Genomic DNA, 24621 nt, shown 5'->3' with positions numbered 1-24621 from the left:
ATGCCTTTTATTTCGCGATTCATCCTTCTGCTGGGAGTGCTGTTGATCAGCGCCTGTGCCCAGCAAGCCCCGACCTTTGCACCGCCGTCCGAACGCCCGGTGTCGGCCAATGAAAAGCCGTGGCCGAAAAACCATGTGTTGGGGATCGCTTACCACGATGTCGAAGACCTCGACCCCGATCAGGCGGTGGTGGCCGTGCACACCGAGCGTCTGATCGAGCAACTGGCGTGGCTGCGGGAGAACAACTACAAACCGGTCACCGTTGATCAGATCATCGCCGCTCGCAATGGCGGCCCTGACTTGCCGCCACGGGCGATCCTGCTGAGTTTCGACGACGGTTATTCGAGCTTCTACACCCGCGTAATGCCGGTGCTGCGCGCCTATAACTGGCCCGCCTTGCTGGCGCCGGTCGGGGTATGGATTGATACGCCGCTGAACCAGCCGGTGGATTTCGCCGGTACACCGCGCAAGCGTTCGGACTTCCTGACCTGGGAGCAGATCCGCGAGATTTCCCGATCCGGCCTGGTGGAAATCGCCGCCCACACCGACGCCAGCCATAAAGGTGTGCTGGCCAACCCGCAAGGCAACCTGCAGCCGGCGGCCGCGACCCGGCGCTATGACGCCGCGACCGGGCGCTACGAAACCGAAGCCCAATTCCAGGCCAGGATGCGCGCCGACGTGGCGGCCATCTCGGAGAAGATCCGCAAGGCCACCGGTTACAAGCCGCGTGTCTGGGTCTGGCCGTACGGCGCGGCGGATGGCACCTCGTTGCAAGTGATCAACGACCAGGGTTATCAGATGGCCCTGACCCTGGACGACGGCCTCGATGCCCTCGACAACCTGATGAGCGGCCCGCGTTTTCTGGTGGCCTCGGACCCGGATGGCGCCCACTTCGCCAACAGCATCGTCGCGGTGCAGTCCCAATCGCCGATGCGCGTGGTGCATGTGGACCTGGACAACGTCTACGACCCGGACCCGGCCCAACAGGAAATCAACCTCGGCAAACTGATCCAGCGCATGGCCGATATGGGCCCCAGCACGGTGTTCCTGCAAGCTTTCGCCGACCCAGCGGGCGATGGCCTGGTGCATTCGCTGTACTTCCCCAACCGCCACCTGCCGATGCGTGCCGACCTCTTTGACCGCGTGGCCTGGCAGTTGCGTACTCGGGCTCACGTCAAAGTCTATGCCTGGATGCCGGTGTTAAGTTTTGCCCTGGATTCGAAGCTGCCGCGAGTCACCCGTTGGGACCCGAAAACCGGTACCACGTCGGTCGATCCCGACCAGTACAAGCGCTTGTCACCGTTCGATCCGAACGTGCGGCGCATCATCGGTGAAATCTACGAAGACATGGCGCGCCTGACCTCGGTCGACGGCGTCCTCTATCACGATGACGCGGTGCTGTCGGACTTCGAAGACGCCGGCCCCGAAGCGCTCAAAGTCTATGCCGCCAACGGTCTGCCCGGTTCGATTGCCGCCCTGCGCGACGCCCCGGCCACCTTGCAACGCTGGACGCGCTTCAAGAGTCGCTACCTGATCGACTTCACTCACGAGTTGACCGCCAAGGTCCGCGCCATTCGCGGTCCGCAAGTGCGCACGGCGCGCAATATGTTCGCCGAGCCGATGCTCAACCCCGAGAGCGAAGCCTGGTTCGCGCAGAACCTCGACGACTTCCTGGGCGCCTACGACTGGACGGCGCCGATGGCCATGCCGCTGATGGAAAAACAGAGCCGTCAGCAATCCGGCCCCTGGCTCGAAGCGCTGGTGGCGACGGTCAAATCCCGTCCCGGCGCACTCGATCGCACGGTGTTCGAATTGCAGGCCCGAGACTGGACGAAAAAATCCGACGCCGCCATTAACGGCGAGCAGTTGGCCGACTGGATGGGCCGCCTCAAGCGCCAGGGCGCCACCAGTTTCGGCTACTACCCGGACGACTTTCTCGAAAACCAGCCGGACCTGAAAACCGTGCGGCCCGCGCTCTCCAACAAGTGGAATCCATAACATGCTGGACAGACTTCTGGCCCTATTGGTTCTGGCGATCGTCCTGGGGGTTCCCCTCGGGCTGATCTTTCTGCTCACCGGGCAATTCCTGATGGACTTCGTGTTCTTCTATCCACTGTTCATGTCGGGGCTGTGGATCGCCGGCGGCCTGTATTTCTGGCTGCACTGGGAGCGCCACTGGCCGTGGCGGATCGACACCTTGCCGCCACCGCTGGCCGGTGAACCGCTGATCTCGATCCTGATCCCTTGCTACAACGAAGGCGACAACGCCGCCGACACCATCCACGCGGCGCTGGCCCAGCATTACCCGAACATCGAAGTGATCGCGATCAACGACGGCTCCAAGGACAACACCGCCGCAGTACTCGACGCGCTAGCGGCGCAGGATCCGCGTTTGCGGGTGCTGCATCTGGCGGAAAACCAGGGCAAGGCCGTGGCCCTGCGCATGGGCGCCATCGCGGCGCGCAGCGAATACCTGGTGTGCATCGACGGTGACGCGCTGCTGGCACCGAACACCGCGGCGTATCTGGTGGCGCCGATGCTCGACAATGCGCGTCTGGGCGCCGTGACCGGCAACCCGCGCGTCCGTACCCGTTCGACCCTGATCGGCCGCGTGCAGGTCGGCGAGTTCTCGTCGATCATCGGCCTGATCAAACGCACCCAGCGGGTGTTCGGGCGGATCTTTACCGTCTCCGGGGTAATCGTCGCCTTCCGTCGCACGGCCCTGAACCGGGTCGGCTACTGGAGCCCGGACATGATCACCGAAGACATCGACATCAGCTGGAAGCTGCAACTGGATCACTGGAGCATTTTCTACGAGCCCCGCGCATTATGCTGGATCCTCATGCCAGAAACCCTCGGTGGCCTGTGGAAGCAGCGTCTGCGCTGGGCCCAGGGCGGCGCCGAGGTGCTGTTCAAGAACATCCGTGGCATCTGGCAATACCGCCATCGTTACCTGTGGCCGCTGCTGTTCGAATACTGCCTGTCCACCGGTTGGGCCTTCACCTTCTTGCTGTCGGTGATCTTCTGGGGCGTTGGCAAATTCGTCGACATGCCGCCCGCCATTGCCGTCGATCATCTGATGCCACCGGCCTTTACCGGGCTGCTGTTGGCGGTGGTCTGCCTGGTGCAATTCGCCGTCAGTATCCTGATCGACCGCCGTTACGAAAAGGGACTGGGCAAGACCATGTTCTGGGTGGTCTGGTATCCGTTGGTGTTCTGGCTCATCAGCCTGCTCACCACCCTGGTCAGCTTCCCCAAAGTGCTGTTCGGCCGACATCAGAAGCGTGCGCGCTGGGTCAGTCCGGACCGGGGCATCAGGCCGCTGGATGACGATGAAGAGGAGGTCATCAAATGAAAATCATCAGAACCCGGCAACGGCCCTTTCTGGTCGTGATCGACGTTTTCTTCACCGTACTGGCGTGGATCGGGCTGCTGTATTTGCTGGCGCAGGGTGTGTGGTCGTTGATCGATACCCATGATGGCCCGCGCATCGATGCATCGTTTTTCGACGCCCTCGGCACGTTGCAGATTTACCTGTGGGTGGCGCTGTTGAACGCGGTGATCCTGATTGGCTGGGCGCGTTATCAACAGCGCAAAAGCAAGCGCTTCGCCCAGCGCCGTTTGCCGGCGCCGGTGGTGGACGATCAGGGGCTGAGCAAAAGCTTCAAGCTGACCGGTGATCGTCTGGAAAAGCTGCGCAAACCCGGCTCGATGACCATTCACAACAATCAGGATGGCGACGTGAGTCATGTCATTACGCACCTCTTCCCCGTCGACCCGGCCGAGCTACCACCGCCCTTGGCGCCGCTGGAGCATCCGTTCGTGATTCGCCTGCCGGCCGAAGATGACGACAATCGGGAGCCGATGAGCCACGTCTAGCCAAAATCCCGAATCAGCCGCCACGCCTCGTCCACCGACAGCGGTTGTTTCATCCGTTCGGCGAGCATCGCCATGGCCCGCTCCTGATCGCAGGCCACGGCCGCTGCCACCACGCCGTTCTTGCCGAACAGGCCGATAAACGGTGGATGGTCAGGGTCGCCTTTGAATTCAACCTCGTCCCAGGCCTCGGCGTGTCCGAGGTAGTCGTAGTTTTTACCGAAGTGCCAGGTCCAGAAATACGGCACGTCGAGGTAGCGTTCGTCGCCGCCGAGCATATTCGCCGCCGCAATTCGCGCCTGTTGCTGAGCCAGGCGCCAGTGTTCGATCCGTTGCGGCTGACCGTTGAGGGGGAAGGTCGCGATGTCGCCGACGGCCCAGAGCCCGTCGGTCACGCGCATTCCACCGTCGACCTTCAATGACTGATCTTTTTCCTGCGGCAGATCGGTAAACGGGGTGGTCGCCGGGGTGACGCCAATCCCGACCAGCACCAGATCCGCGGGCAAGCGCTGGCCGTTGTCCAACAGCACCGCTTCGACCTTGCCTGCACCTTCGATCTTCGCGACTTCGCCATCGGTATGAAATACCACGCCGTTGGCTTCGTGCAGGGCTCGAATCGCCTTGCCGACGGCATCACCGAATTGCGCCGCGAAAGGGATGGCGTGGCGGGCCAGGACGGTGACATCGAGGCCGTACTGACGCAGGGATGAAGCGGATTCCAGACCAATAAAGCTGTTGCCGACGATCACTGCCCGTTGACCGGGTTTCGCGGCACTCAGAATCTGCTGCGCCTGCGCTATCGAGCGCAGCACGAATACCTGCGGCAGATCGGCGCCGGGCAGCGACAGGGATTTGGGTATGCCGCCGGTGGCGATCACGGCGGCGTCATAGTTCAGCGATTGGCCATCGGCCAGGCGTAGGGTCCGGCTCGGTGCATCCAGGCCCAACACATCGCTGTTTATCCGTTCAATGCGCTGGTCGCGATAAAAATCTTCATCGCGCAGCAGCGGCACTTCGTCCGGCGGCATCTCTCCGGCAATCACGAATTTGCTCAATGCCGTACGGTCGTAACCGGCCTCGGGCTCACGGTCGATCAGCAACACCCGGCCGCCGAAGCCTTTCTCCCGCAGCGCAGCGGCGCAGGCCGTACCGGCGGCACCGGCTCCGATGATCACAAAGGTTCGCTGATCGTCCGCCGGCGGGGTGCTGGGAGTGGGCATCGGCTGGTCGTCGACCCAGACCTCATCGTCGCGGATTTCCAGTGGGTAGCGCCGCAGACTGTCCAGGGATGGCGGCTCGCACAACGCGCCGTCTTCGAGCCGGTAAGCCGCCTTGTGCCACGGGCAGATCAGCCGTCCCTCACACAGCGCACCTTTGGCCAAAGGGGCGCCGGCGTGGGGACATCTGCCCTGATAGGCGCGCAATTGATCACCCACCCGCAGCAAGACGATTTTCGTCTTGTCGATCCGGACTTCAAGGCCACGGTCGTGGGGCACATCGGCGAAACGGGCGACGCGGTGCAGTGCCATGATCGATCTCCAGACAGGTGTTTCAATTAGGAGTTTGGCGCTTATTCCGAGGTTCAGCCAATTGCCGCTGCCACCGCACGAACGGTCCGGCTATAGTTTGCCAGCCGACGACGGCCCCACCCCGCACAAGGTGCTCCGGTATGACCCGATTGACCTCTTTGAACCCTTGGCTGGCGGCCGTTGCAGTCGCCTTTTGCGTGCAGTTGCCGGCGCAGGCCCAGGAGCGTTTCACCCTCAGCATTCCCGGTGTTTCGGACAATCGGCTGTTCACGTCGGCACAGGCCAGCGATGCCAGCGGTTGCGGCGGCAAGAATCAGTCTCCGGCCCTGAGCTGGAACGCCGGCCCCCCGGGCACCCTCAGCTACGCCATCGTCATGCACGACCCGGACGGCCAGAAAGGCCAGGGCGTCGATCACTGGATTCGTTATGGCATCAAGGCCACGACACGGCAGATCCCGGCCGGCGTCGGCGCCAAATCCGCCTTCGAAGGCGTAGGCGGCACCAACATCAAAGGCACCACCGGCTACATCGGTCCTTGCCCGCCCGTCGGCGACAGCTCCCACCACTACATCATCCAGCTCTACGCCCTGGACCTGGCGCCAGACGCTTTGCCCGCCGGCCTGACCCGCGCGCAGCTGCTGGAACAGATCAAAGGCCATGTGCTGAAAAACAGCAGCGTGGTGCGGCGTTATCACCGCTGAAGATTTTTTTCCGGTGAGTTAACCCGAACCCGGCGGGCTGTCCGTCTCAGAGGATGAATGAGTCAATTTCCTCCTGAGGTCAGCCCCCATGTCCCTCCCTCTGCATGTCCTCCGCCCGGCCGCCCAGGGTTTCGCCGCCGGGTTGCTGCTGGCCATTGCCGGTTGCGGCGCATCATCCTCACCCGACTCGGCAGTGGTGGCGCCGCCGGCTCAAAGTGAACCGAAAACAGAAGCGCTGGTGCGTCGCGAAGCCGTCATGGCTGACTCTGCGATGGCCAAGCACAGCGCGCGACCGGCGCCGTCGGTCGCTTTCGCGCCAATGCCGGCCGGGGAGGCTTATCCACAGGGCTATCGGGATGAGCAGCGCGAGCAATATCAAACGCTGGCCGATAACCCGATTCACAGCGTGGCCGAGGCGCCGGTCTCGACTTTCAGCGCCGATGTCGATACCGGCGCTTACGCCAATGTCCGCCGCTTGCTCAATCAGGGGCGTTTGCCGCCGGAAGGAGCGGTGCGCCTGGAAGAAATGGTCAATTACTTCCCCTACGATTACGCCTTGCCCACCGACGGTTCGCCATTCGGCGTGACCACCGAGCTGGCGCCGTCACCCTGGAACCCGCATACCCGATTGCTGCGCATCGGCATCAAAGCGTCTGATCGCGCAGTGGCGGAGCTGGCCCCGGCGAACCTGGTGTTTTTGGTGGACGTGTCCGGCTCCATGGACCGTCGCGAAGGCTTGCCCATGGTCAAAAGCACGCTGAAATTGCTGGTCGATCAACTGCGCGAGCAGGACCGGGTTTCGCTGGTGGTCTACGCCGGACAATCCCGCGTGGTGCTGGAGCCGACTTCCGGACGGGAAAAAGCGAAAATTCGTACCGCCATCGATCAATTGACCGCAGGCGGCTCGACCGCCGGCGCATCGGGTATCGAACTGGCTTATCAAATGGCGCAGCAGGCGTTCATCCCCAAAGGCATCAACCGCATCCTGCTGGCCACCGACGGTGACTTCAACGTCGGCATCAGCGACTTCGACAGCCTCAAGCAAATGGCTGTGGATAAACGCAAGACCGGCGTGTCCCTGACCACCCTGGGGTTTGGTGTGGATAACTACAATGAACACCTGATGGAGCAACTGGCCGACGCCGGCGATGGCAACTACGCCTACATCGACAACCTGCGTGAGGCGCGCAAAGTGCTGGTGGATCAACTCGGCTCAACCCTCGCAGTAGTAGCGAAAAACGTGAAGCTGCAGGTGGAGTTCAACCCGGCGCAGGTCAGTGAATATCGGCTGTTGGGTTATGAGAATCGTGCCTTGAAGCGTGAGGATTTCAGCAACGACAAAGTCGACGCCGGAGAAATCGGCGCAGGGCATACAGTGACGGCGCTGTACGAAATTGTGCCCAAGGGCGAGAAGGGCTGGCTGGAACCCTTGCGCTATGGCAAATCGGCGGCCGATGTTTCCGCAAAAAACGGAGAAATGGCGATGCTGCGGGTGCGTTATCAGTTGCCGGAAGGTGGGAACAGTCGCTTGATCGAGCGGCCAATACTGAAGGGTGACGCCGGCAAACTCTCGGCCGCCAGCGATGATCTACGCTTTGCCGCCGCCGTCGCCGCGTTTTCCCAGCAGCTCAAGGACGGACGTTACACCGGTGATTTCAGCCTGAAAGACACAGAAGCCTTGGCCCGTGGCGCACGGGGGGACGATCAGTTCGGCCTGCGCGCTGAGTTCGTGCAATTGGTGGAATTGGCGCAGAGCCTGCGAACCTCCACCGCCTCGAATCAACCGCCCAACGACAACCGGATAGAGTGAAAGCTGACATGTCCGATCCAGCAATCAGCTCCGGCGCCGGCAGCGATGAATCGCTGCTGGCGCGTTATCGCTCTGGCGAGGGGGCAGCGTTCGAAGTTTTGTACGCCCGCCACCGCCAGGGCCTGTATCGATTCCTCCTCGGCCTCAGCGGCAAACCCGAACTGGCCGAAGAGGTGTATCAGGAAACCTGGCTGAGCCTGATCCGCAGCGCCAGTCAGCCACAAGGCCGGGCGAACTTTCGTACCTGGCTCTACCAGATTGCCCGCAACCGCCTGATCGATCACTGGCGCAAACACGGCATCCACAACCCCTTGCACGACAGCTATGACGAGCAATCACACGCCGTCATCGATGACGCCGCCGACCCCGAACAACTGCTGAGCCTGAGCCGCGACGGTCAACGCCTCGAAACCGCCCTGCAAACCCTGCCCGCCGACCAGCGCGAAGTGTTCCTGCTGCGCGCCCACGGCGACCTCGACCTGCCGCAGATCGCCACCCTCACCGAAACCCCGCTGGAAACCGTTAAAAGCCGCTTGCGCTACGCCCAGCAAAAACTGCGTCGGCTGCTGGCCGAGGAGGTACTGACATGACTGACGCCAAACAAACACCGCCATCGCCCGACGAAGAAGTGCTCAAGCACTTCCGCGACCACAGCAGCGGCGAACCACCGGCGCACCTCGACGCCTTCATCCTCGCCGCCGCACACCGCGAAGCTCCGGGGCCCAAGCCAAACCTGTGGCAACGCTGGCTCCACGCCTGCCAACAACCCCGCTGGCAAGTGGCATTCGCCAGCCTTGTTGGCGTGGCGCTGATGCTGGCATTGGTGCAACGCACGCCGGAGCAACTGCCGAGTTATGACTTCGCACCTGCGCCCAAAGCCTCCGCACCGCTCGCCAAACCGGAAGCCACTGCCCGCTCCCTGGATGAGCCGGTCGATGCTATGTCGGCTCCGGCACCCGCTGCGCCAATGGCGGAGTTTTCCGCACCGATGCAGCGTGAGTCGATCAATAGCGAAATGGCTGACGAAGCAAAACTCAGCAAACGCGCCACAGCGCCGGTCAAGTCTCTGGATGATCAATTACGTGAAGTGATACGCCTGCAAGACGTCGGACAAACCCAAGCCGCCGAAGCGTTGATGACGACATTGCACAAGCGCTTTCCCAAGGAAAACCTCGCGGCCCGACTCAAGGAATTGCAGAAAAAATGAGCTGAACAGCGGCCGACGATTTGGCAACAACACCCGAAAGCGCGCACTATCAGCCCATAGCCGATGCGTTGGAGGATGCCGTGGCCCAAAAAATCGACCGCATCGCCCAAATGCTCAACTGCCCGGTGAAGGGTGAAGAACTGCGGCGAGCAGTGACTGAGAGTCGTAAGGAGTTTCTTCTGGCGAAGCAGGCAGAAGAGGATCTTGAGGAAGACGTTCTTGATGATGAGTTGATCGAGGACGAAGAAGACGATGATGAGTACGACGAGTTTGACTGGACGACAGAATAACGAGTCTGCTGCTCACCCCCTGCCGCACCTGGCCGATCAGCAACGAGCCGCAGAAATACGTGAGTCTATTGGCGTCAGCCGTAATGACCCGCGTCCGGCTATTCCTGCCGAAACACTATCTGCCGAGCTTGATGCACTCATTGATGAGGTTGAAGCGGAGCGTAACCGTCGATGAAAACACTCATCCAAAAATTGCAGGCCCCGAAAAATCGGGGCGCATTTCAAGGGTGAGTGGCCGCTATTCTGCGGTTTGTGGCGTCGCCGTCTGCGGAGGTTGCGTCAGAACTTTCACCACATCATCAACCACTGCGCTGTCATGGGCCCTCTCGACTAGAGTGGCAAGTAAGTCAGCTTCAGTGGAATCAATCTCTTGGTCTCCGAATCCGTTTGGCCATAGTGCTCAATCAACGCACGCACGAGGTTGTCCAACGTCCAAAGCGTCAGCGGCACACTGGCCCGTTCTGCTTCGTAGTAGGCGTCCTTACTGAATCCGCCCGTGCTGACATAAAGCCCACGATCATCCTTATGCCGGCCTCCAAGAAAACTACGGATTTGTTGACTGCCCATCTGGTCTTTGCGGTGTTTGACCTCAACGATGATCCGCGGATTCTCAAAACCGAATCCATCCGGCGACGCGATGATGTCTTTCCCACGATCAGGGCCAGCAGGGGAGACCTGAGTTTTGTAGCCCATCGCACGCAAGATACCTGCGACCAAGCCCTGCATATCATCCCAAGGCAAGGCGTTGATCAGATCCTTGATGCGTTCGAGAGCCAGACTCTCCATGCCCGCCAGAGGATCGCTGTCGGGATACTCTTCTTCAGCCGGCGGTAACGCGGGCGGCTTATCTCCAGCCGCCATCGCTTTAAGCTCTTGGAGCGCGAAGTCCGGTACGACAAAGACTGTGAGTGTGGAGCCGAGACTGTTCTTGCTCGCAGCACTCAGGCTGTCGCGGTCGACTTCCTGAGCTTGCCATTGAACCGGGCGGGTCAGTGACATTCCGAGGTCGGCCAGGTCAGGATTGTGTTTGAAGTCGCCAGTGATTTTGCCCACTAAATAGGTGCGGTTAGCGGGCGAGTAGGTCACCACCCAATCACCGGGCTGAATTTCATTGATGAAGCGCCAGACCTGTGAGGCGCCTGAAATAGCGGTACCGGGTTTGATATTGGGTTCAATGTCTTGGTAGAGGCGAGTGACTTCCTTGCGCGTCATACCAGGTTTGGCCAGCGGCGCGAGTTGTGACCATCCAATTGCGGCGACACCGCGTTCACGGAAATCGTCGTATAACCGGCCAGACTCGCCACGAATCATCCACATTTTGGCCATGTCACTTCCTTAGTTCTTGTAGGTCGCACCGGTGCATACGCTATCTGGCGTTGATCGCCATATTGAAAGCGTGAGGAAAACGCAGGATAAGGTAGGTGTTTCAGGCGTCGACAGCAATTGCCGAATCTCAGACACAAAAAAGCCCCAGACCCAACGGCCTGAGGCTTTCTCGTTTCTACATATGGTGCACCAGGCGGGATTCGAACCCACGACCCCTGCCTTCGGAGGGCAGTACTCTATCCAGCTGAGCTACTGGTGCAATGCGGGCGCCATGATACTCATATGCGCTGCGGGCGTCCATGCTGCTGAATCGTCTGCGTTTTTCCAAAGCGTAACCTGCGTTTGCTACGCTGATCCGAAAAAATAGGCAAATGCGGCGTTTTCGTTCTTTTTTTCGAACAGCCTATTGTCCTTTACCCCCTTTGATCCTAGGATTCGTTTGAGATTTCAAACGCTCTTGTCTGGGTGCTGAACCGCACGAGTTCGATCAGTGCGCTATTTATGTGCTTCAGCCCGGTGAATGATTTCCCTGACGGCAGCCTTTAAGGCGCCTTTCAACAATCATAATTTGCTCCGCGCTGGCCGCGGTGCTGTTAAGGAAAGCCGACATGCAGCTTAAAGACACCCAGTTGTTCCGCCAGCAAGCCTTTATCGATGGCGCTTGGGTCGATGCGGACAACGGTCAAACGATCAAGGTCAATAACCCGGCAACGGGCGAAATTCTGGGCACTGTGCCGAAAATGGGCGCTGCTGAAACCCGTCGTGCAATCGAAGCCGCTGACAAAGCGCTGCCGGCCTGGCGTGCACTGACCGCCAAGGAGCGCGCGAACAAGCTGCGTCGCTGGTTCGAGCTGATCATCGAAAATCAGGATGACCTGGCTCGCCTGATGACCCTGGAGCAGGGCAAGCCATTGGCTGAAGCCAAGGGCGAGATCGTGTACGCCGCTTCCTTTATCGAGTGGTTCGCCGAAGAAGCCAAGCGCATCTACGGTGACGTGATTCCGGGCCACCAGCCAGACAAGCGCCTGATCGTGATCAAGCAGCCGATCGGCGTGACCGCTGCGATTACTCCGTGGAACTTCCCGGCCGCGATGATCACCCGTAAAGCCGGCCCGGCCCTGGCCGCCGGTTGCACCATGGTGCTTAAGCCTGCTTCGCAAACTCCATTCTCTGCATTCGCTCTGGCTGAACTGGCTCAGCGTGCCGGTATTCCGAACGGCGTGTTCAGCGTGGTGACCGGCAGCGCCGGCGACATCGGCAGCGAGCTGACCGGCAACCCGATCGTGCGCAAACTGTCGTTCACCGGTTCGACCGAAATCGGTCGTCAGTTGATGACCGAGTGCGCCAAGGACATCAAGAAAGTCTCGCTGGAGCTGGGCGGCAACGCGCCGTTCATTGTGTTCGACGACGCGGACCTGGATAAGGCCGTCGAAGGCGCGATCATTTCCAAGTACCGCAACAACGGCCAGACCTGCGTCTGCGCCAACCGCCTGTACATTCAGGATTCGGTCTACGATGCGTTCGCCGAGAAGCTGAAAGTGGCCGTGGCCAAACTCAAGATCGGCAACGGTCTGGAAGACGGCACCACTACTGGCCCGCTGATCGACGAAAAGGCCGTGGCCAAGGTTCAAGAGCACATTGCTGACGCCGTCGGCAAAGGCGCCACCGTGCTGGCGGGCGGCAAGAGCATGCAAGGCAACTTCTTCGAGCCGACCATCCTGACCAACGTGCCGAATAACGCTGCCGTGGCCAAGGAAGAAACCTTCGGCCCATTGGCGCCGCTGTTCCGCTTCAAAGACGAAGCCGACGTGATCGCGATGTCCAACGACACCGAGTTCGGTCTGGCCTCGTACTTCTATGCGCGTGACCTGGGCCGTGTGTTCCGTGTGGCTGAAGCCCTGGAATACGGCATGGTCGGCGTCAACACCGGGTTGATCTCCAACGAAGTCGCGCCGTTCGGCGGCATCAAGGCGTCGGGCCTGGGCCGTGAAGGCTCCAAGTACGGCATCGAAGATTACCTGGAAATCAAATACCTCTGCCTGGGTATCTGAGTCCAATTGCTTCAAGCGCAAAGGGCACGAGAGCGCTGTCCTTTGTGCGCTTCAAACGGAATTTTCTCTGTGGCCGGGAACGCTGTGGCAGTCGATCATCGCATGCTGCCGTAGTTGCTTCCCCGCCACTTAATCCTTGAGCCACGCCGACCGATGAGCGGCGAATGAGGAATGTATGAGCAAGACTAACGCTGAGTTGATGGCCCGCCGCACCGCTGCTGTACCCCGTGGTGTTGGCCAGATTCACCCGATCTTCGCCGACCACGCGAAGAACGCCACCGTGACCGACGTTGAAGGTCGTGAGTTCATCGACTTCGCCGGCGGTATCGCTGTGCTGAACACCGGTCACGTGCACCCGAAAATCATCGCCGCCGTCACCGAACAACTGAACAAGCTGACCCACACCTGCTTCCAGGTACTGGCCTACGAGCCGTACGTGGAAGTGTGCGAAAAAATCAACGCCAAGGTACCGGGTGATTTCGCCAAGAAAACCCTGCTGGTGACCACCGGCTCCGAAGCCGTGGAAAACTCCATCAAGATCGCCCGCGCCGCCACTGGCCGTGCCGGTGTGATCGCCTTCACCGGCGCTTACCACGGTCGCACCATGATGACCCTGGGTCTGACCGGTAAAGTCGTGCCTTACTCGGCCGGCATGGGCCTGATGCCAGGCGGCATCTTCCGCGCGCTGTACCCGAATGAACTGCACGGTGTGAGCATCGACGATTCGATCGCCAGCATCGAACGCATCTTCAAGAACGACGCCGAGCCGCGTGACATCGCCGCGATCATCATCGAGCCGGTGCAGGGCGAAGGTGGTTTCTACGTCGCGCCTAAAGAGTTCATGCAGCGTCTGCGCGCTTTGTGCGACCAGCACGGCATCCTGCTGATCGCTGACGAAGTGCAGACCGGCGCTGGCCGTACCGGCACTTTCTTCGCCATGGAACAGATGGGCGTTGCCGCCGACCTGACCACCTTCGCCAAATCCATCGCTGGCGGCTTCCCGCTGGCCGGCGTGTGCGGCAAGGCCGAATACATGGACGCCATCGCGCCAGGCGGCCTGGGCGGCACTTACGCCGGTAGCCCGATCGCTTGCGCCGCAGCCCTGGCCGTGATGGAAGTGTTCGAAGAAGAGCACCTGCTGGATCGCTGCAAAGCAGTCGGCGAGCGTCTGGTCACTGGCCTCAAAGCCATCCAGGCCAAGTACCCGGTGATCGGTGACGTGCGTGCCCTGGGCGCGATGATCGCGGTCGAGCTGTTCGAAAACGGTGACAGCCACAAGCCAAACCCGACGGCTGTAGCAGCCGTTGTGGCCAAGGCTCGCGATAAAGGTCTGATCCTGCTGTCGTGCGGCACCTACGGCAACGTTCTGCGTGTGCTGGTACCGCTGACCGCGCCGGACGAGCAACTGGACAAAGGCCTGGCGATCATCGAAGAGTGCTTCGCCGAGCTCTGATCCGTTTGTGATCTGATCGACAAAAAACCCGCTTCGGCGGGTTTTTTTATGGGGCTTGAAACACATCAGGGGCAATTGAGCTGTATCGAATGGCCAGCATTGACTAAGGTGCAAACATTGCCGTTGGAGTGTGCAGATGACTGCTGTGGAGTTACCCGCTGTACCGCGTGTGCTGATTGCCGAGGCCGACCCCTGGGCCCGCGACCTGCTCAAGCAAGTGTTGTTGAATGTGCGTTGCGACGCACGGCTGGACCTGTGTGCCGATGGCCAGGAGGCCCTGCACCTGTTGGCGGAAAATCCTTACGACCTGGTGATCGCCGACTGGGAGTTACCCGGCGTCGATGGTCTGAATGTGTTGCGCAGCGTTCGCCAGCGCAAACGTAATCCGCCGCTGCCGTTCATTCTGATGAGCAACCGCAATGACAGCGCCAGCGTGCGCGAAGCCTTGCCTCTGGCGCCGACGGCGTATCTGACCAAACCCTTGAACATGGAAAACCTGACCCAGCGCCTGCAGGATTTGCTGCTGAACGCCGGTGAAGAGGTGTCCTGCGAGGTGCCGTCATTGGCGCCGGGCATGACCTTGTCGGTGTACCTGGAGCGGCGTCGTGAGTTGGCGGACGGGGCGCCGTTGATGACCGACGTGGAAGTGGCGATCAAGCGCAGCCTCAATCCCGATGGCCTCAATCTGACGCGACTGGAAGACGAGATTCGCACCGATCCGCAAGTCACCGCTGTCTTGATCGCTGCCGCCAACAGCGCGGCCCAGCATCATGGCGCCGCCGTGCAAACCCTGTCCCAGGCGCTGCATCGTTTGGGCACCGGGCAAAGCATGAACCTGATTCTGGGCCTCGCCCTCAAGCGCAGTGCCCGGCTCAGTGATCCGCAACTGGCGGACTATGCCGAGCGTTATTGGGAGTTGTCCCTGCATACCGCCGAATACGCGCGGACGCTGGCGCGCTTGCTGGATCTGGATCAGGAGCGCTGTTATTGCGCGGGCATGCTGCATCGCCTCGGCGACCTGGCGTTGCTGCGCTGTTTGCAGGAGTGGAAGCAGGCCGGCGGTGAGCTGGATGAGCTGGAGGAAGTCGGCGATGCCTTGGCCGAGTTCGGCGCGGCCTACGGTTCGGCGCTGCGAACCCGCTGGCGCTTGCCCCTGGAGCTGCGGGAGTTGATTGCAGCGGTTTATCAGCTCGGTGGCGGGGTTTACTCCCGCGAAGCACTGGTGATGAACATGGCCGCGCAACTGGCGCGCCTGACCGAGCATGAGGGGCTCGAGGGGTTAGCGAAGAGTCGTACGGCGCGGTTGCTCAAGATCGGATTGCCGGAGTTGATGCGTTTACGCAAAAAATAGGCTTTGTAGATCGTTCCCACGCTCTGCGTGGGAATGCATCCTGTGACGCTCTGCGTCACGACTTGCGAAGGGACGCGGAGCGTCCCGGGCGGCATTCCCACGCAGAGCGTGGGAACGATCATGGCAAGTCGGTCAGCCGCAGATTATCCGGTTCTTGCCCTGGCGCTTGGCTTGGTACATCGCCGCATCGGCGCGGGCGAACAGTCTGTCGAGGTTTTCGTCCTCTCGCGTAAGGCTGCTCAGCCCCTGGCTGACGGTGATGCCGAACGTCTGGCCGCCATGGCTGAAGCTCAACCGCTGAATCTCCCGTTGCAGGCGCTCGGCCACTTGCATGGCCATGTCCGGTGCGCAGCCGGGGAACACCGCGGCAAACTCCTCACCGCCGATCCGTCCGAACAGATCACCACGCCGCAGGGCCGCGCGACCGCTCTCGGCAATGCGTTGCAGCACCTTGTCGCCTTCCGGATGGCCGTAGGTGTCGTTGATCACTTTGAAGTCATCGATGTCCAGCAGCAGGAAGGCCATCGGCTTGCCTTGCAGGCGCGCCTGCTCGAATTCGCGATGGGCGCCTTCGAAGAAGTGTCGACGGTTGCTGCTTTGGGTCAATACGTCGGTGGTGGCCAGGCGTTGCAGTTCGGTTTCCATCTGCTTCTTTTCGGTGATGTCTTCGGCAATGCCGACGATGATTGTCGATTGGCCTGGCTCGGCCTGACGGTTGATGAAGCACTTGTCGCTGAGCCAGCGCACCTGGCCGTCAGCGGCGATGATGCGGTACTCGCGGTCCTCGACGGCGCCTTTGACCAGCACTTGCGCCAGGCTGCGTTCGGCGTAGTCCAGATCGTCGGGATAGATACTGTCGCGCCAGTGCCTGTAGTCGGACAGCAACAGGCCGGCGGGTCGGCCGAAAATCCGGTCATAGGCCGGGCTGACGTAGAGCACCTGACGGGTTTCCCAGTTGAATGCCCAAAGCACCGCGTTGACGCTGACCAGCAGCGAGCTGAACAGCTGCTCGCGTTCGCTCAGGCGCGCCACTTCGCCCTGGGCATGCATCAGCGCCATCAGCGTTTGCGCGGCCTCGGGCCACTGGGGAAGGGATGTGTCTTGTAGGTTTTCATTGACCATCGGCACAACTCTCAAAGGGCGTGCCGCTAATTCGACAGCGGCCAACACAAAGCCCGCCTGGATGGCGAAGTGTCTTTGAGATAGGGGATTTGGGGCGAAGTTCCCGCTTTTTGTAACGAGGGGGCGTGCTCCCGCTGGGCGGTACTGGCGACGCGTTTGTAGGAGCTGCCGCAGGCTGCGATCTTTTGATTTTGCTCTTTCAAGATCAAAAGATCGCAGCCTGCGGCAGCTCCTACAGGTCAGGTGGCAGGGCGCAGGGAGTAGGTTTTCAACTGGTCGGCGAAATCACGCAGGGATTGAATCCCGCTGGCCTCGGCCTCGTGTACCCAATCCTTGATGGCGGCCAGCATGTCGTGACCATTTGAGCTGGTCTTGACCCAGATCTGCTGCAAGGCCAGACGTTTCTCGTAAATTACCTTCAACGCCTGGCTGTGCTCGAGCATGGTCTGGATGCGCACATGGTGCTTGTCATCCAGCAGGCTGGTTTCCCGGGAGAGCAGGCGCTTGGCCCGGTGGAACTGGTGACGGACCGAGTGATCGACCTTTTCCAGTTCTTGCTTGACCAGCGGCGCGATCACCAGCTTGCGGTACTGGGCCATGATCTGGAAGCGGTTGTTGAGGATTGCCATGGCGGTGTCCATGTCCAGGCTGCCTTTGCCTTCGACACGGTGGGCGATGGGCGCGACCCGTTGGACCTTGGCCAGACGCAGGAAGCTGAAGACCTGGATCCAGGCCCAGCCGAGGTCGAATTCCCACTTCTTCACCGACAGTTTGGCCGAGTTAGGGTAGGTGTGATGATTGTTATGCAGTTCTTCGCCGCCGATCAGGATGCCCCAGGGCACCAGATTGGTCGCCGCATCGCGGCATTCGAAGTTGCGGTAGCCGATAGCATGGCCCAGGCCATTGACCACGCCGGCGGCCCAGACCGGGATCCACATCATCTGGATGGCCCAGATGGTGATGCCGATGGTGCCGAACAACAGCAGGTCGATGACACCCATGATCGCCACGCCCAGCAGCGGGAAGCGGCTGTAGAGGTTGCGCTCGATCCAGTCTTCGGGGCAGTTCTTGCCGTAGATGCGCAGGGTCTCGGGGTTTTCCGCTTCGGCACGGTACAGCTCGGCACCTTTGCGCAGCACGGTGGAGAGCCCCTTGATCACCGGGCTGTGCGGGTCGTCGACGGTTTCGCATTTGGCGTGATGCTTGCGGTGGATAGCCGTCCACTCGCGGGTGTTCTGCGCCGTGGTCAACCACAGCCAGAAGCGGAAGAAATGTTTCAGGCCAGCATTGAGCTCGAGCGAGCGATGGGCCGAATAACGATGCAGATAGACCGTGACGGCAATGATCGTCACGTGGGTCATCAGTAGGGTGACTGCCACCAGTGACCAGGGCGATAAGCCAAGAAAACCTTCGTACCACATAGGCTATAGGGCCCTCGATAAAGAAAAAAACCGCCGTTGCATTATCACTAAGCCCAGAGATAAAACCAGTCGCCCTTTCAGATAAGAGTGGCCGGATGTTTCTTTAAACTATAATTCCAGCCTTTTTTGTAGGGACATGGACGCTCGAATGTCAGCCACATATCGCGATGCCTTGCGTGCAGCGCTGCTTTACCTGGTGCTTTCCGTCACCTGGCTCCAGTTTAGTGGTTATTTATTGAACAGATTCTTCGATAATTCCACCGACTTGCTGCGCTGGCAACTGATCAACGGTTATGCCTGGGTGGCGTTCAGTGCCGGGCTGATTTTCGTTGCACGGGCACGATTGTTTCGCTGCCTGGGCGTCGGCGCCAAATTGCGTGAGCGCAATGCAGACCGGGAGCGTTTGCGTCAGGCGGCCGCGGTGTTCGATTGCACCCGAGAAGGGGTATTGGTCACCAACAGCAAAGGGCTGATCGTCCATGTGAACCGGGCATTCATGGAAATCACCGGCTACCAGTGCGAGGAAGTGCTGGGTCAGCGACCGAGCATGTTCAAGTCGGGCCATCACCCGCCAGGCTTCTACCAGGCGATGTTCGTGACACTCGAGAGCCTCGGCGAATGGAGCGGTGAAATCTGGAACCGTCGCAAAAGTGGCGAGATCTACCCGCAATGGCAGACGATCCGCCTCGTTCATGACGAGCAGGGGCGGCTCAGCCAGTACGTGGCAGTGTTTTCCGACATCAGTGCGATCAAGAACTCCGAGGATGAACTGACGCGCCTGGCCCACCACGATCCGCTGACCGATCTGCCTAATCGGCTGCTGTTTACCGACCGGGCCGGGCAGGCCGTGGCTTCGGCGCAGGTCCATAAGCGCGGGTGTGCGTTGCTGATGATCGACCTCGATCATTTCAAGTTGATCAATGACAGCCTCGGCCACAGTGTCGGTGATCAACTGCTCAAGGCCGTGGCTGAGCGTTTGAAGGCCTTGTTCGGCCCGGGTATCACGCTGGCGCGGCTCAGTGGCGATGAATTTGCGGTACTGGCTGAAAATTGCCCGCAACCGGGGCACGCCGCAGCGCTGGCTCAACGGGTCATCGATGGCCTCAAGGAGCCATTCCAGATCGACGGGCATTCGTTGTTCATCAATGCCAGTGTCGGCATCAGTCTGTTCCCCAGCGATGCCTTGAGTGCCGAGCAACTGTTGCGCAACGCCGATTCGGCGCTGTTCAAGGCCAAGAGCGCCGGCCGCGACGGTTATGCCCTCTATACAGAAGAGTTGACCGCACACGCCCAACAACGCGTGGAGATTGCGTTCGAGTTGCGTCGAGCGCTGGAGCAGCAGGAGTTGCGGGTTTATTACCAGCCCGTGCACAACCTCAAAACCAGTCGCCTGATCGGCGTCGAGGCCCTGGTGCGCTGGGAGCATCCGCAACGCGGGCTGGTGTCGCCGGCTGAATTCATCCCCATTGCCGAACGCACCGGGCTGATTGCCGAGATCGATGCCTGGGTCATGCGCCAGGCCTGTCAGCAAATGTGCCAGTGGCAAGCGGGGGGCGTGGCGTTGTCGTTTGTCGCGGTGAACGTTTCTTCGCGCCTGTTCGCCCGCCGCGAGTTGTATCAGCAGGTGGCTCAGGTGCTGCACGACACCGGCCTGGATCCGGCGTATCTGGAGCTGGAAGTCACCGAAAGTGCGGTGATGGAAGATCCGGAAGTGGCGCTGGAGCAGATGCATCGCTTGCGCGAGTTGGGCGTGCGGCTGGCCATCGATGACTTCGGCACGGGCTATTCGTCGTTGCTACGGCTTAAGCGCTTGCCGGTGCAAAAGCTCAAGATCGATCAGGGATTCGTCGCAGGCTTGCCGGGTGACGAGGATGACGCGGCAATCGCGCGGGTGATCGTTGCGCTGGCGCAGAGCATGGGGATGCAAGTGCATGCCGAGGGGATTGAACAGGTCGAGCAGGCGGCTTTCCTGCTCGAGCACGATTGCGATCTGGGGCAGGGCTACTGGTTTGGGCGGCCTGTACCGGCGGCTTCCTTGGATTGGGTTCGGGCGCCGGTGATTCTACCGCGCTGATCGTTCCCATGCGGAGCATGGGAGTGATCATTCTTCTGGTTATATAAAAATTCTTAAATAGTATTTTTAAGAATATGTGCGCCTATCTACTATTGCTCCACGCCTTAAGCAGTGCCCGCCACTGCCAGGCATATCTCATTAAAGGAGCAGCACCATGAGCGCATCCCTACGCAGTGTTGACGGGCAGGACGAAGCCACCATTTTGCGTGAAATCCAGAGTGCCCTGCGCGATCTGCGCTTTGGTGCTGTGGAGATCACCGTGCACAACGCCCAGGTGGTCCAGATCGAACGCAAAGAGAAATTCCGTTTGCAGCATCCGGCCAATAAGTCGAGCTAAAAGATCGCAGCCTGCGGCGGCTCCGACAGAAGCACGCAATCTCCCGTAGGAGCTGCCGAAGGCTGCGATCTTTTGTACGGGCAACCCGTTCCAGACCATAAGAAAAAGCCACCACACCCAGAATTCCAGGAGCTTTCACCATGTCGTCGATTCGTCATTTTGCTTTGGCCGCCCTGGCCAGTGCCCTTTTTGCTGGTTCCGTGGTTGCCAAGGATTACGAACTGCTCAACGTGTCGTATGACCCGACCCGTGAGCTGTATCAGGACTACAACGCCGAGTTCATTAACTTCTGGAAGAAAGATCACGCTGGCGACAACGTGAAGATCCAGCAATCCCACGGTGGTTCAGGTAAACAGGCTCGCGCAGTGATCGACGGTCTGCGGGCCGACGTGGTGACCCTGGCCCTGGCCGGTGACATCGACGAAGTCGCCAAACTCGGCAAGTCCCTGCCGGTGGATTGGCAGAAGCGTCTGCCGCAAGCGAGCACGCCGTACACCTCAACCATCGTGTTCCTGGTGCGCAAGGGCAACCCGAAAGGCATCAAGGACTGGGGCGATCTGACCAAGAACGGCGTGGAAGTCATCACCCCGAACCCGAAAACCTCCGGCGGCGCACGCTGGAACTTCCTCGCGGCCTGGGCCTATGGCCTGAAAGCCAACGGCGGTAACGAAGCCAAGGCCAAAGAGTACGTGCAGACCCTGTTCAAACACGTGCCAGTGCTGGACACCGGCGCTCGCGGCTCGACCATCACCTTCGTCAACAACGGTCAGGGCGACGTGTTGCTGGCCTGGGAAAACGAAGCCTTCCTGGCCTTGAAAGAAGACGGCGGCGCCGACAAGTTCGACATCGTTGTGCCGTCGCTGTCGATCCTCGCCGAACCACCGGTGGCCGTGGTCGACAAGAACGCCGAGAAAAAGGGCAACACCGAGCTCGCCGAAGCGTACCTCAAGCACCTGTACAGCCCGGCCGGCCAGGAAATCGCGGCGAAAAACTTCTATCGTCCACGTGACAAGGACGTGGCCGCCAAGTACGCCAAGCAGTTCCCGACCCTGGAACTGGTGACCATCGACAAGGACTTCGGCGGCTGGAAAACCGCGCAACCGAAATTCTTCAATGACGGTGGCGTGTTCGATCAGATCTACCAGGCGCAGTAACCTGAAATAGATCAGCCAACGGGCCCCGACTTCACCGTTGGGGCTTAGTGCGTTCTCAACCAAGGACTTTTATGTCGCGTCGTATCTCCCCCGTCATACCCGGCTTCGGGCTGACGCTGGGCTACACCTTGGTGTACCTCAGCCTGATTGTGCTCATTCCACTGGCGGCGATGTTCGTGCACGCCGCTCAACTGACCTGGGACCAGTTCTGGGCAATCATCTCGGCCCCTCGGGTGCTGGCGGCGTTGAAGCTGAGCTTCGGCACGGCATTGTACGCCGCGATCATCAACGGCGTGATCGGCACGCTGCTGGCCTGGGTGCTGGTGCGCTACACCTTCCCGGGGCGCAAAGTCATCGATGCGATGATCGATTTGCCGTTCGCATTGCCCACCGCCGTGGCCGGTATCGCGCTCACCGCGCTGTACACCCCCACAGGCCTGGTGGGTCAGTTCGCGGCGGACCTGGGCTTCAAGATCGCCTACACCCCCCTGGGCATCACCCTGGCGCTGACTTTCGTGACACTTCCATTCGTAGTACGTACGGTACAGCCTGTACTGGCCGATATCCCCCGTGAAGTGGAAGAGGCGGCGGCGTGCCTGGGGGCAAAACCGCTGCAGGTTTTCCGTCATATTCTGATGCCGGCGCTGCTCCCAGCCTGGCTGACTGGTTTCGCTTTGGCCTTTGCCCGCGGGGTCGGCGAGTACGGTTCGGTGATTTTCATCGCCGGCAACATGCCGATGAAAACCGAAATTCTGCCGCTGCTGATCATGGTCAAACTCGACCAGTACGATTACACCGGCGCCACCTCCATTGGTGTACTGATGCTGGTGGTTTCCTTTGTCTTGTTGCTGCTGATCAACTTGTTGCAGCGGCGCATCGAAACCCCATAAGGAGGCGCGAAAAATGTCCCAATCGTCTATTGCAGCGGCCTCCTCGAACGCCGCCCGCCGTGGCAGTGCCACGTCGCGGCGAATCCTGATTGTCCTGGGCTGGTTGATCTTTGCGATGTTTCTGTTGCTGCCGCTGTTCATCGTGGTGTCCCAGGGCCTGAAGCTGGGGCTGGGTGCGTTCTTTACGGCTATCTTCGAGCCGGACGCTTTGTCGGCGCTGAAACTCACGGTGATTGCGGTGCTGATTTCGGTGCCGCTGAACCTGGTGTTCGGTGTCAGCGCGGCGTGGTGCGTGAGTAAATACTCGTTCCGCGGCAAGAGCATGCTGGTGACCCTGATCGATCTGCCGTTCTCGGTGTCGCCGGTGATCGCGGGTCTGGTCTATGTGTTGATGTTCGGCGCCCAGGGTCTGTTCGGCCCATGGTTGCAGGACCACGACATCCAGATCGTCTTCGCTTTGCCGGGCATTGTGCTGGCGACGATTTTTGTCACCGTGCCGTTCGTGGCCCGTGAACTGATCCCGCTGATGCAGGAACAAGGCACCCAGGAAGAGGAGGCCGCGCGCCTGCTCGGCGCCAATGGCTGGCAGATGTTCTGGCACGTCACCGTACCCAATATCAAATGGGGCCTGATCTACGGTGTGGTGCTGTGTACGGCCCGGGCCATGGGTGAGTTCGGTGCAGTGTCGGTGGTTTCCGGGCACATTCGCGGGGTGACCAACACCTTGCCGCTGCACGTCGAGATTCTCTACAACGAATACAACCACGTGGCCGCGTTCGCCGTGGCGAGCCTGTTGCTGATCCTGGCGCTCTTCATCCTGCTGCTCAAGCAGTGGAGCGAAAACCGTATTAACCGCCTGCGCGCCAGCGCCGCGGAGGAATAAGTCATGTCGATCGAAGTGCGTAACGTCAGCAAGAATTTCCACGCGTTCAAGGCGCTGGACAACATCAGCCTGGACATTCAAAGCGGCGAGCTGGTGGCGCTGCTGGGGCCGTCCGGTTGTGGCAAGACCACGCTGCTGCGGATCATCGCCGGCCTGGAAACCCCGGATCAGGGCAACATCGTGTTCCACGGCGAAGATGTCTCCGGCCACGACGTGCGGGATCGCAACGTTGGCTTCGTGTTCCAGCACTACGCCCTGTTCCGGCACATGACGGTGTTCGACAACGTCGCGTTCGGCCTGCGCATGAAGCCGAAAAACCAGCGTCCGAACGAAAGCCAGATCGCGGTGAAAGTCCACGAACTGCTGAACATGGTGCAACTGGATTGGTTGGCCGATCGCTACCCGGAACAACTCTCCGGCGGCCAGCGTCAGCGCATCGCCTTGGCCCGTGCTTTGGCGGTAGAGCCGAAAGTGCTGTTGCTCGACGAGCCTTTTGGCGCCCTCGATGCCAAGGTCCGTAAAGAGCTGCGTCGCTGGCTCGCACGGCTGCACGAAGACATCAACCTGACCTCGGTCTTCGTGACCCACGATCAGGAAGAGGCGATGGAAGTGGCCGACCGGATCGTGGTGATGAACAAGGGTGTGATCGAGCAGATCGGCTCGCCGGGTGACGTCTATGAAAACCCGGCCAGTGATTTCGTCTATCACTTCCTCGGCGATTCGAATCGTCTGCATTTGGGTGAAGACCGGCACGTGCTGTTCCGTCCACACGAAGTGTCGCTGTCGCGCCATGAACTGGAAGACCACCACGCCGCTGAAGTGCGCGATATTCGTCCGCTGGGTGCCACCACGCGGGTGACGCTGAAGGTCGAAGGCCAAAGCGAGCTGATCGAGGCGGAAGTGGTGAAGGATCACGATAGCCTGGTTGGATTGGCGAAGGGCGAGACGCTGTTCTTCAAGCCGAAGGTCTGGCAGAAAGTCGGCAACCTCTAAGGTCAAAAGCATCGCGAGCAGGCTCGCCCCCGCAGTGGATCGGTGTTGACCACAAATCTGTCGGCACCCAAAGTCCTTGTGGGAGCGAGCCTGCTCGCGAGCGTCTCCAAGAACACCTACCCAATCTGTAATAACACCGCCCGGCCTTGCGTC

The 24621-nt window shown here is 60.4% G+C and carries 21 protein-coding genes and 1 tRNA gene; 17 read left to right on the top strand and 5 right to left on the bottom strand.

The window, feature by feature from the left end:
* Genes pgaB through pgaD form a run of 3 tightly spaced genes read left to right on the top strand, consistent with a single transcriptional unit; the run spans nt 1 to nt 3879 of the window.
* The gene (gene pgaB, locus HCU66_RS02850; protein WP_205887059.1) at nt 1-1998 is read left to right on the top strand and encodes a poly-beta-1,6-N-acetyl-D-glucosamine N-deacetylase PgaB; all 1998 of its coding nucleotides are present in this window, start codon (nt 1-3) and stop codon (nt 1996-1998) included.
* Nucleotide 1999: 1 nt separating this feature from the next.
* Complete coding sequence (pgaC, locus tag HCU66_RS02845) at nt 2000-3355, top strand: poly-beta-1,6-N-acetyl-D-glucosamine synthase (RefSeq protein WP_205887058.1); 1356 nt, start codon at nt 2000-2002, stop codon at nt 3353-3355.
* A complete protein-coding gene (gene pgaD, locus HCU66_RS02840; protein ID WP_205887057.1) occupies nt 3352-3879 on the top strand; it encodes a poly-beta-1,6-N-acetyl-D-glucosamine biosynthesis protein PgaD in 528 nt (175 codons plus the stop codon). The genes pgaC and pgaD overlap by 4 nt, the downstream gene beginning before the upstream one ends.
* Here the strand turns inward: pgaD and HCU66_RS02835 are convergent.
* A complete protein-coding gene (locus HCU66_RS02835; RefSeq protein WP_205887056.1) occupies nt 3876-5405 on the bottom strand; it encodes an FAD-dependent oxidoreductase in 1530 nt (509 codons plus the stop codon). The two genes, pgaD and HCU66_RS02835, sit on opposite strands and share 4 nt — an antisense overlap.
* Before the next feature lie 140 nt (nt 5406-5545).
* On the opposite strand from HCU66_RS02835, the gene HCU66_RS02830 reads away from it, so the two are divergent.
* From HCU66_RS02830 to HCU66_RS02810, 5 genes are all read left to right on the top strand, one after another.
* Nucleotides 5546-6106, top strand: coding sequence for a YbhB/YbcL family Raf kinase inhibitor-like protein (locus HCU66_RS02830; RefSeq protein ID WP_205887055.1), 561 nt, complete (start codon nt 5546-5548; stop codon nt 6104-6106).
* Between the two features lie 88 nt (nt 6107-6194).
* Entirely contained in the window at nt 6195-7916 is a 1722-nt protein-coding gene (locus HCU66_RS02825; RefSeq protein ID WP_205887054.1) for a vWA domain-containing protein, read from the top strand.
* An 8-nt stretch (nt 7917-7924) separates the two neighbouring features.
* Nucleotides 7925-8506 carry an RNA polymerase sigma factor gene (locus tag HCU66_RS02820; protein ID WP_205887053.1) on the top strand — a complete coding sequence of 194 codons (582 nt, stop codon included), beginning with the start codon at nt 7925-7927 and terminating at the stop codon, nt 8504-8506.
* Nucleotides 8503-9123, top strand: coding sequence for a hypothetical protein (locus HCU66_RS02815; protein ID WP_205887052.1), 621 nt, complete (start codon nt 8503-8505; stop codon nt 9121-9123). The genes HCU66_RS02820 and HCU66_RS02815 overlap by 4 nt, the downstream gene beginning before the upstream one ends.
* Nucleotides 9124-9143: 20 nt before the next feature.
* Nucleotides 9144-9413, top strand: a complete 270-nt coding sequence (locus HCU66_RS02810; protein WP_241015327.1) for a hypothetical protein — start codon at nt 9144-9146, stop codon at nt 9411-9413.
* A 330-nt stretch (nt 9414-9743) separates the two neighbouring features.
* On the opposite strand, the gene HCU66_RS02805 is transcribed toward HCU66_RS02810, so the two are convergent.
* Nucleotides 9744-10739, bottom strand: a complete 996-nt coding sequence (locus HCU66_RS02805; RefSeq protein WP_205887051.1) for a restriction endonuclease — start codon at nt 10737-10739, stop codon at nt 9744-9746.
* A 182-nt stretch (nt 10740-10921) separates the two neighbouring features.
* Nucleotides 10922-10998 (bottom strand) — tRNA-Arg (locus HCU66_RS02800).
* A 349-nt stretch (nt 10999-11347) separates the two neighbouring features.
* On the opposite strand from HCU66_RS02800, the gene gabD reads away from it, so the two are divergent.
* The 3 genes from gabD to HCU66_RS02785 all read left to right on the top strand — a co-directional run bounded on the left by gabD (nt 11348) and on the right by HCU66_RS02785 (nt 15594).
* Nucleotides 11348-12790: an NADP-dependent succinate-semialdehyde dehydrogenase gene (gene gabD, locus HCU66_RS02795; RefSeq protein WP_205887049.1), complete on the top strand. Its 1443-nt coding sequence runs from the start codon at nt 11348-11350 to the stop codon at nt 12788-12790.
* Nucleotides 12791-12965: 175 nt separating this feature from the next.
* Nucleotides 12966-14243: a 4-aminobutyrate--2-oxoglutarate transaminase gene (gabT, locus tag HCU66_RS02790; RefSeq protein ID WP_205887047.1), complete on the top strand. Its 1278-nt coding sequence runs from the start codon at nt 12966-12968 to the stop codon at nt 14241-14243.
* Nucleotides 14244-14379: 136 nt separating this feature from the next.
* Nucleotides 14380-15594, top strand: coding sequence for a response regulator (locus HCU66_RS02785; protein WP_205887045.1), 1215 nt, complete (start codon nt 14380-14382; stop codon nt 15592-15594).
* Between the two features lie 132 nt (nt 15595-15726).
* On the opposite strand, the gene HCU66_RS02780 is transcribed toward HCU66_RS02785, so the two are convergent.
* Nucleotides 15727-16716 (bottom strand): GGDEF domain-containing protein, encoded by a 990-nt coding sequence (locus HCU66_RS02780; RefSeq protein ID WP_205887043.1) that lies wholly within the window; start codon nt 16714-16716, stop codon nt 15727-15729.
* Nucleotides 16717-16955: 239 nt separating this feature from the next.
* Nucleotides 16956-18137, bottom strand: coding sequence for a delta-9 fatty acid desaturase DesA (desA, locus tag HCU66_RS02775; RefSeq protein ID WP_205887041.1), 1182 nt, complete (start codon nt 18135-18137; stop codon nt 16956-16958).
* A gap of 148 nt (nt 18138-18285) precedes the next feature.
* On the opposite strand from desA, the gene dibA reads away from it, so the two are divergent.
* From dibA to HCU66_RS02745, 6 genes are all read left to right on the top strand, one after another.
* Nucleotides 18286-20211, top strand: coding sequence for a phosphodiesterase DibA (gene dibA, locus HCU66_RS02770; protein ID WP_205887039.1), 1926 nt, complete (start codon nt 18286-18288; stop codon nt 20209-20211).
* A gap of 154 nt (nt 20212-20365) precedes the next feature.
* Nucleotides 20366-20548 (top strand): sulfur starvation response protein OscA, encoded by a 183-nt coding sequence (oscA, locus tag HCU66_RS02765; protein ID WP_205887037.1) that lies wholly within the window; start codon nt 20366-20368, stop codon nt 20546-20548.
* A 140-nt stretch (nt 20549-20688) separates the two neighbouring features.
* Complete coding sequence (locus tag HCU66_RS02760) at nt 20689-21702, top strand: sulfate ABC transporter substrate-binding protein (protein ID WP_205887035.1); 1014 nt, start codon at nt 20689-20691, stop codon at nt 21700-21702.
* Nucleotides 21703-21773: 71 nt separating this feature from the next.
* Nucleotides 21774-22592 carry a sulfate ABC transporter permease subunit CysT gene (gene cysT, locus HCU66_RS02755; protein WP_205887033.1) on the top strand — a complete coding sequence of 273 codons (819 nt, stop codon included), beginning with the start codon at nt 21774-21776 and terminating at the stop codon, nt 22590-22592.
* Nucleotides 22593-22605: 13 nt separating this feature from the next.
* On the top strand, nt 22606-23475 hold the full coding sequence (gene cysW / locus HCU66_RS02750; protein WP_205887031.1) for a sulfate ABC transporter permease subunit CysW: 870 nt from the start codon (nt 22606-22608) through the stop codon (nt 23473-23475).
* Between the two features lie 3 nt (nt 23476-23478).
* Nucleotides 23479-24468, top strand: a complete 990-nt coding sequence (locus tag HCU66_RS02745) for a sulfate/molybdate ABC transporter ATP-binding protein (protein ID WP_205887030.1) — start codon at nt 23479-23481, stop codon at nt 24466-24468.
* Nucleotides 24469-24621: the final 153 nt, after the last annotated feature.

Source organism: Pseudomonas frederiksbergensis, from assembly GCF_017114915.1.
GTDB classification, from domain to species: Bacteria; Pseudomonadota; Gammaproteobacteria; order Pseudomonadales; family Pseudomonadaceae; genus Aquipseudomonas; species Aquipseudomonas frederiksbergensis_I.
Note: the sequence above shows the minus strand (reverse complement) of the source record. Positions and strands in the feature narration are given on the sequence as shown.

What these genes read in the sequence shown, in the direction of transcription:
- HCU66_RS02780 (WP_205887043.1), bottom strand. Translation starts at nt 16,716, where the DNA reads ATGGTCAATGAAAACCTACAAGACACATCCCTTCCCCAGTGGCCCGAG.
- HCU66_RS02815 (WP_205887052.1), top strand. Translation starts at nt 8,503, where the DNA reads ATGACTGACGCCAAACAAACACCGCCATCGCCCGACGAAGAAGTGCTC.
- HCU66_RS02760 (WP_205887035.1), top strand. Translation starts at nt 20,689, where the DNA reads ATGTCGTCGATTCGTCATTTTGCTTTGGCCGCCCTGGCCAGTGCCCTT.
- pgaB (WP_205887059.1), top strand. Translation starts at nt 1, where the DNA reads ATGCCTTTTATTTCGCGATTCATCCTTCTGCTGGGAGTGCTGTTGATC.
- oscA (WP_205887037.1), top strand. Translation starts at nt 20,366, where the DNA reads ATGAGCGCATCCCTACGCAGTGTTGACGGGCAGGACGAAGCCACCATT.
- HCU66_RS02805 (WP_205887051.1), bottom strand. Translation starts at nt 10,739, where the DNA reads ATGGCCAAAATGTGGATGATTCGTGGCGAGTCTGGCCGGTTATACGAC.
- gabD (WP_205887049.1), top strand. Translation starts at nt 11,348, where the DNA reads ATGCAGCTTAAAGACACCCAGTTGTTCCGCCAGCAAGCCTTTATCGAT.
- desA (WP_205887041.1), bottom strand. Translation starts at nt 18,137, where the DNA reads ATGTGGTACGAAGGTTTTCTTGGCTTATCGCCCTGGTCACTGGTGGCA.
- cysW (WP_205887031.1), top strand. Translation starts at nt 22,606, where the DNA reads ATGTCCCAATCGTCTATTGCAGCGGCCTCCTCGAACGCCGCCCGCCGT.
- gabT (WP_205887047.1), top strand. Translation starts at nt 12,966, where the DNA reads ATGAGCAAGACTAACGCTGAGTTGATGGCCCGCCGCACCGCTGCTGTA.
- HCU66_RS02820 (WP_205887053.1), top strand. Translation starts at nt 7,925, where the DNA reads ATGTCCGATCCAGCAATCAGCTCCGGCGCCGGCAGCGATGAATCGCTG.
- HCU66_RS02835 (WP_205887056.1), bottom strand. Translation starts at nt 5,405, where the DNA reads ATGGCACTGCACCGCGTCGCCCGTTTCGCCGATGTGCCCCACGACCGT.
- dibA (WP_205887039.1), top strand. Translation starts at nt 18,286, where the DNA reads ATGTCAGCCACATATCGCGATGCCTTGCGTGCAGCGCTGCTTTACCTG.
- pgaC (WP_205887058.1), top strand. Translation starts at nt 2,000, where the DNA reads ATGCTGGACAGACTTCTGGCCCTATTGGTTCTGGCGATCGTCCTGGGG.
- HCU66_RS02745 (WP_205887030.1), top strand. Translation starts at nt 23,479, where the DNA reads ATGTCGATCGAAGTGCGTAACGTCAGCAAGAATTTCCACGCGTTCAAG.
- pgaD (WP_205887057.1), top strand. Translation starts at nt 3,352, where the DNA reads ATGAAAATCATCAGAACCCGGCAACGGCCCTTTCTGGTCGTGATCGAC.
- HCU66_RS02830 (WP_205887055.1), top strand. Translation starts at nt 5,546, where the DNA reads ATGACCCGATTGACCTCTTTGAACCCTTGGCTGGCGGCCGTTGCAGTC.
- cysT (WP_205887033.1), top strand. Translation starts at nt 21,774, where the DNA reads ATGTCGCGTCGTATCTCCCCCGTCATACCCGGCTTCGGGCTGACGCTG.
- HCU66_RS02785 (WP_205887045.1), top strand. Translation starts at nt 14,380, where the DNA reads ATGACTGCTGTGGAGTTACCCGCTGTACCGCGTGTGCTGATTGCCGAG.
- HCU66_RS02825 (WP_205887054.1), top strand. Translation starts at nt 6,195, where the DNA reads ATGTCCCTCCCTCTGCATGTCCTCCGCCCGGCCGCCCAGGGTTTCGCC.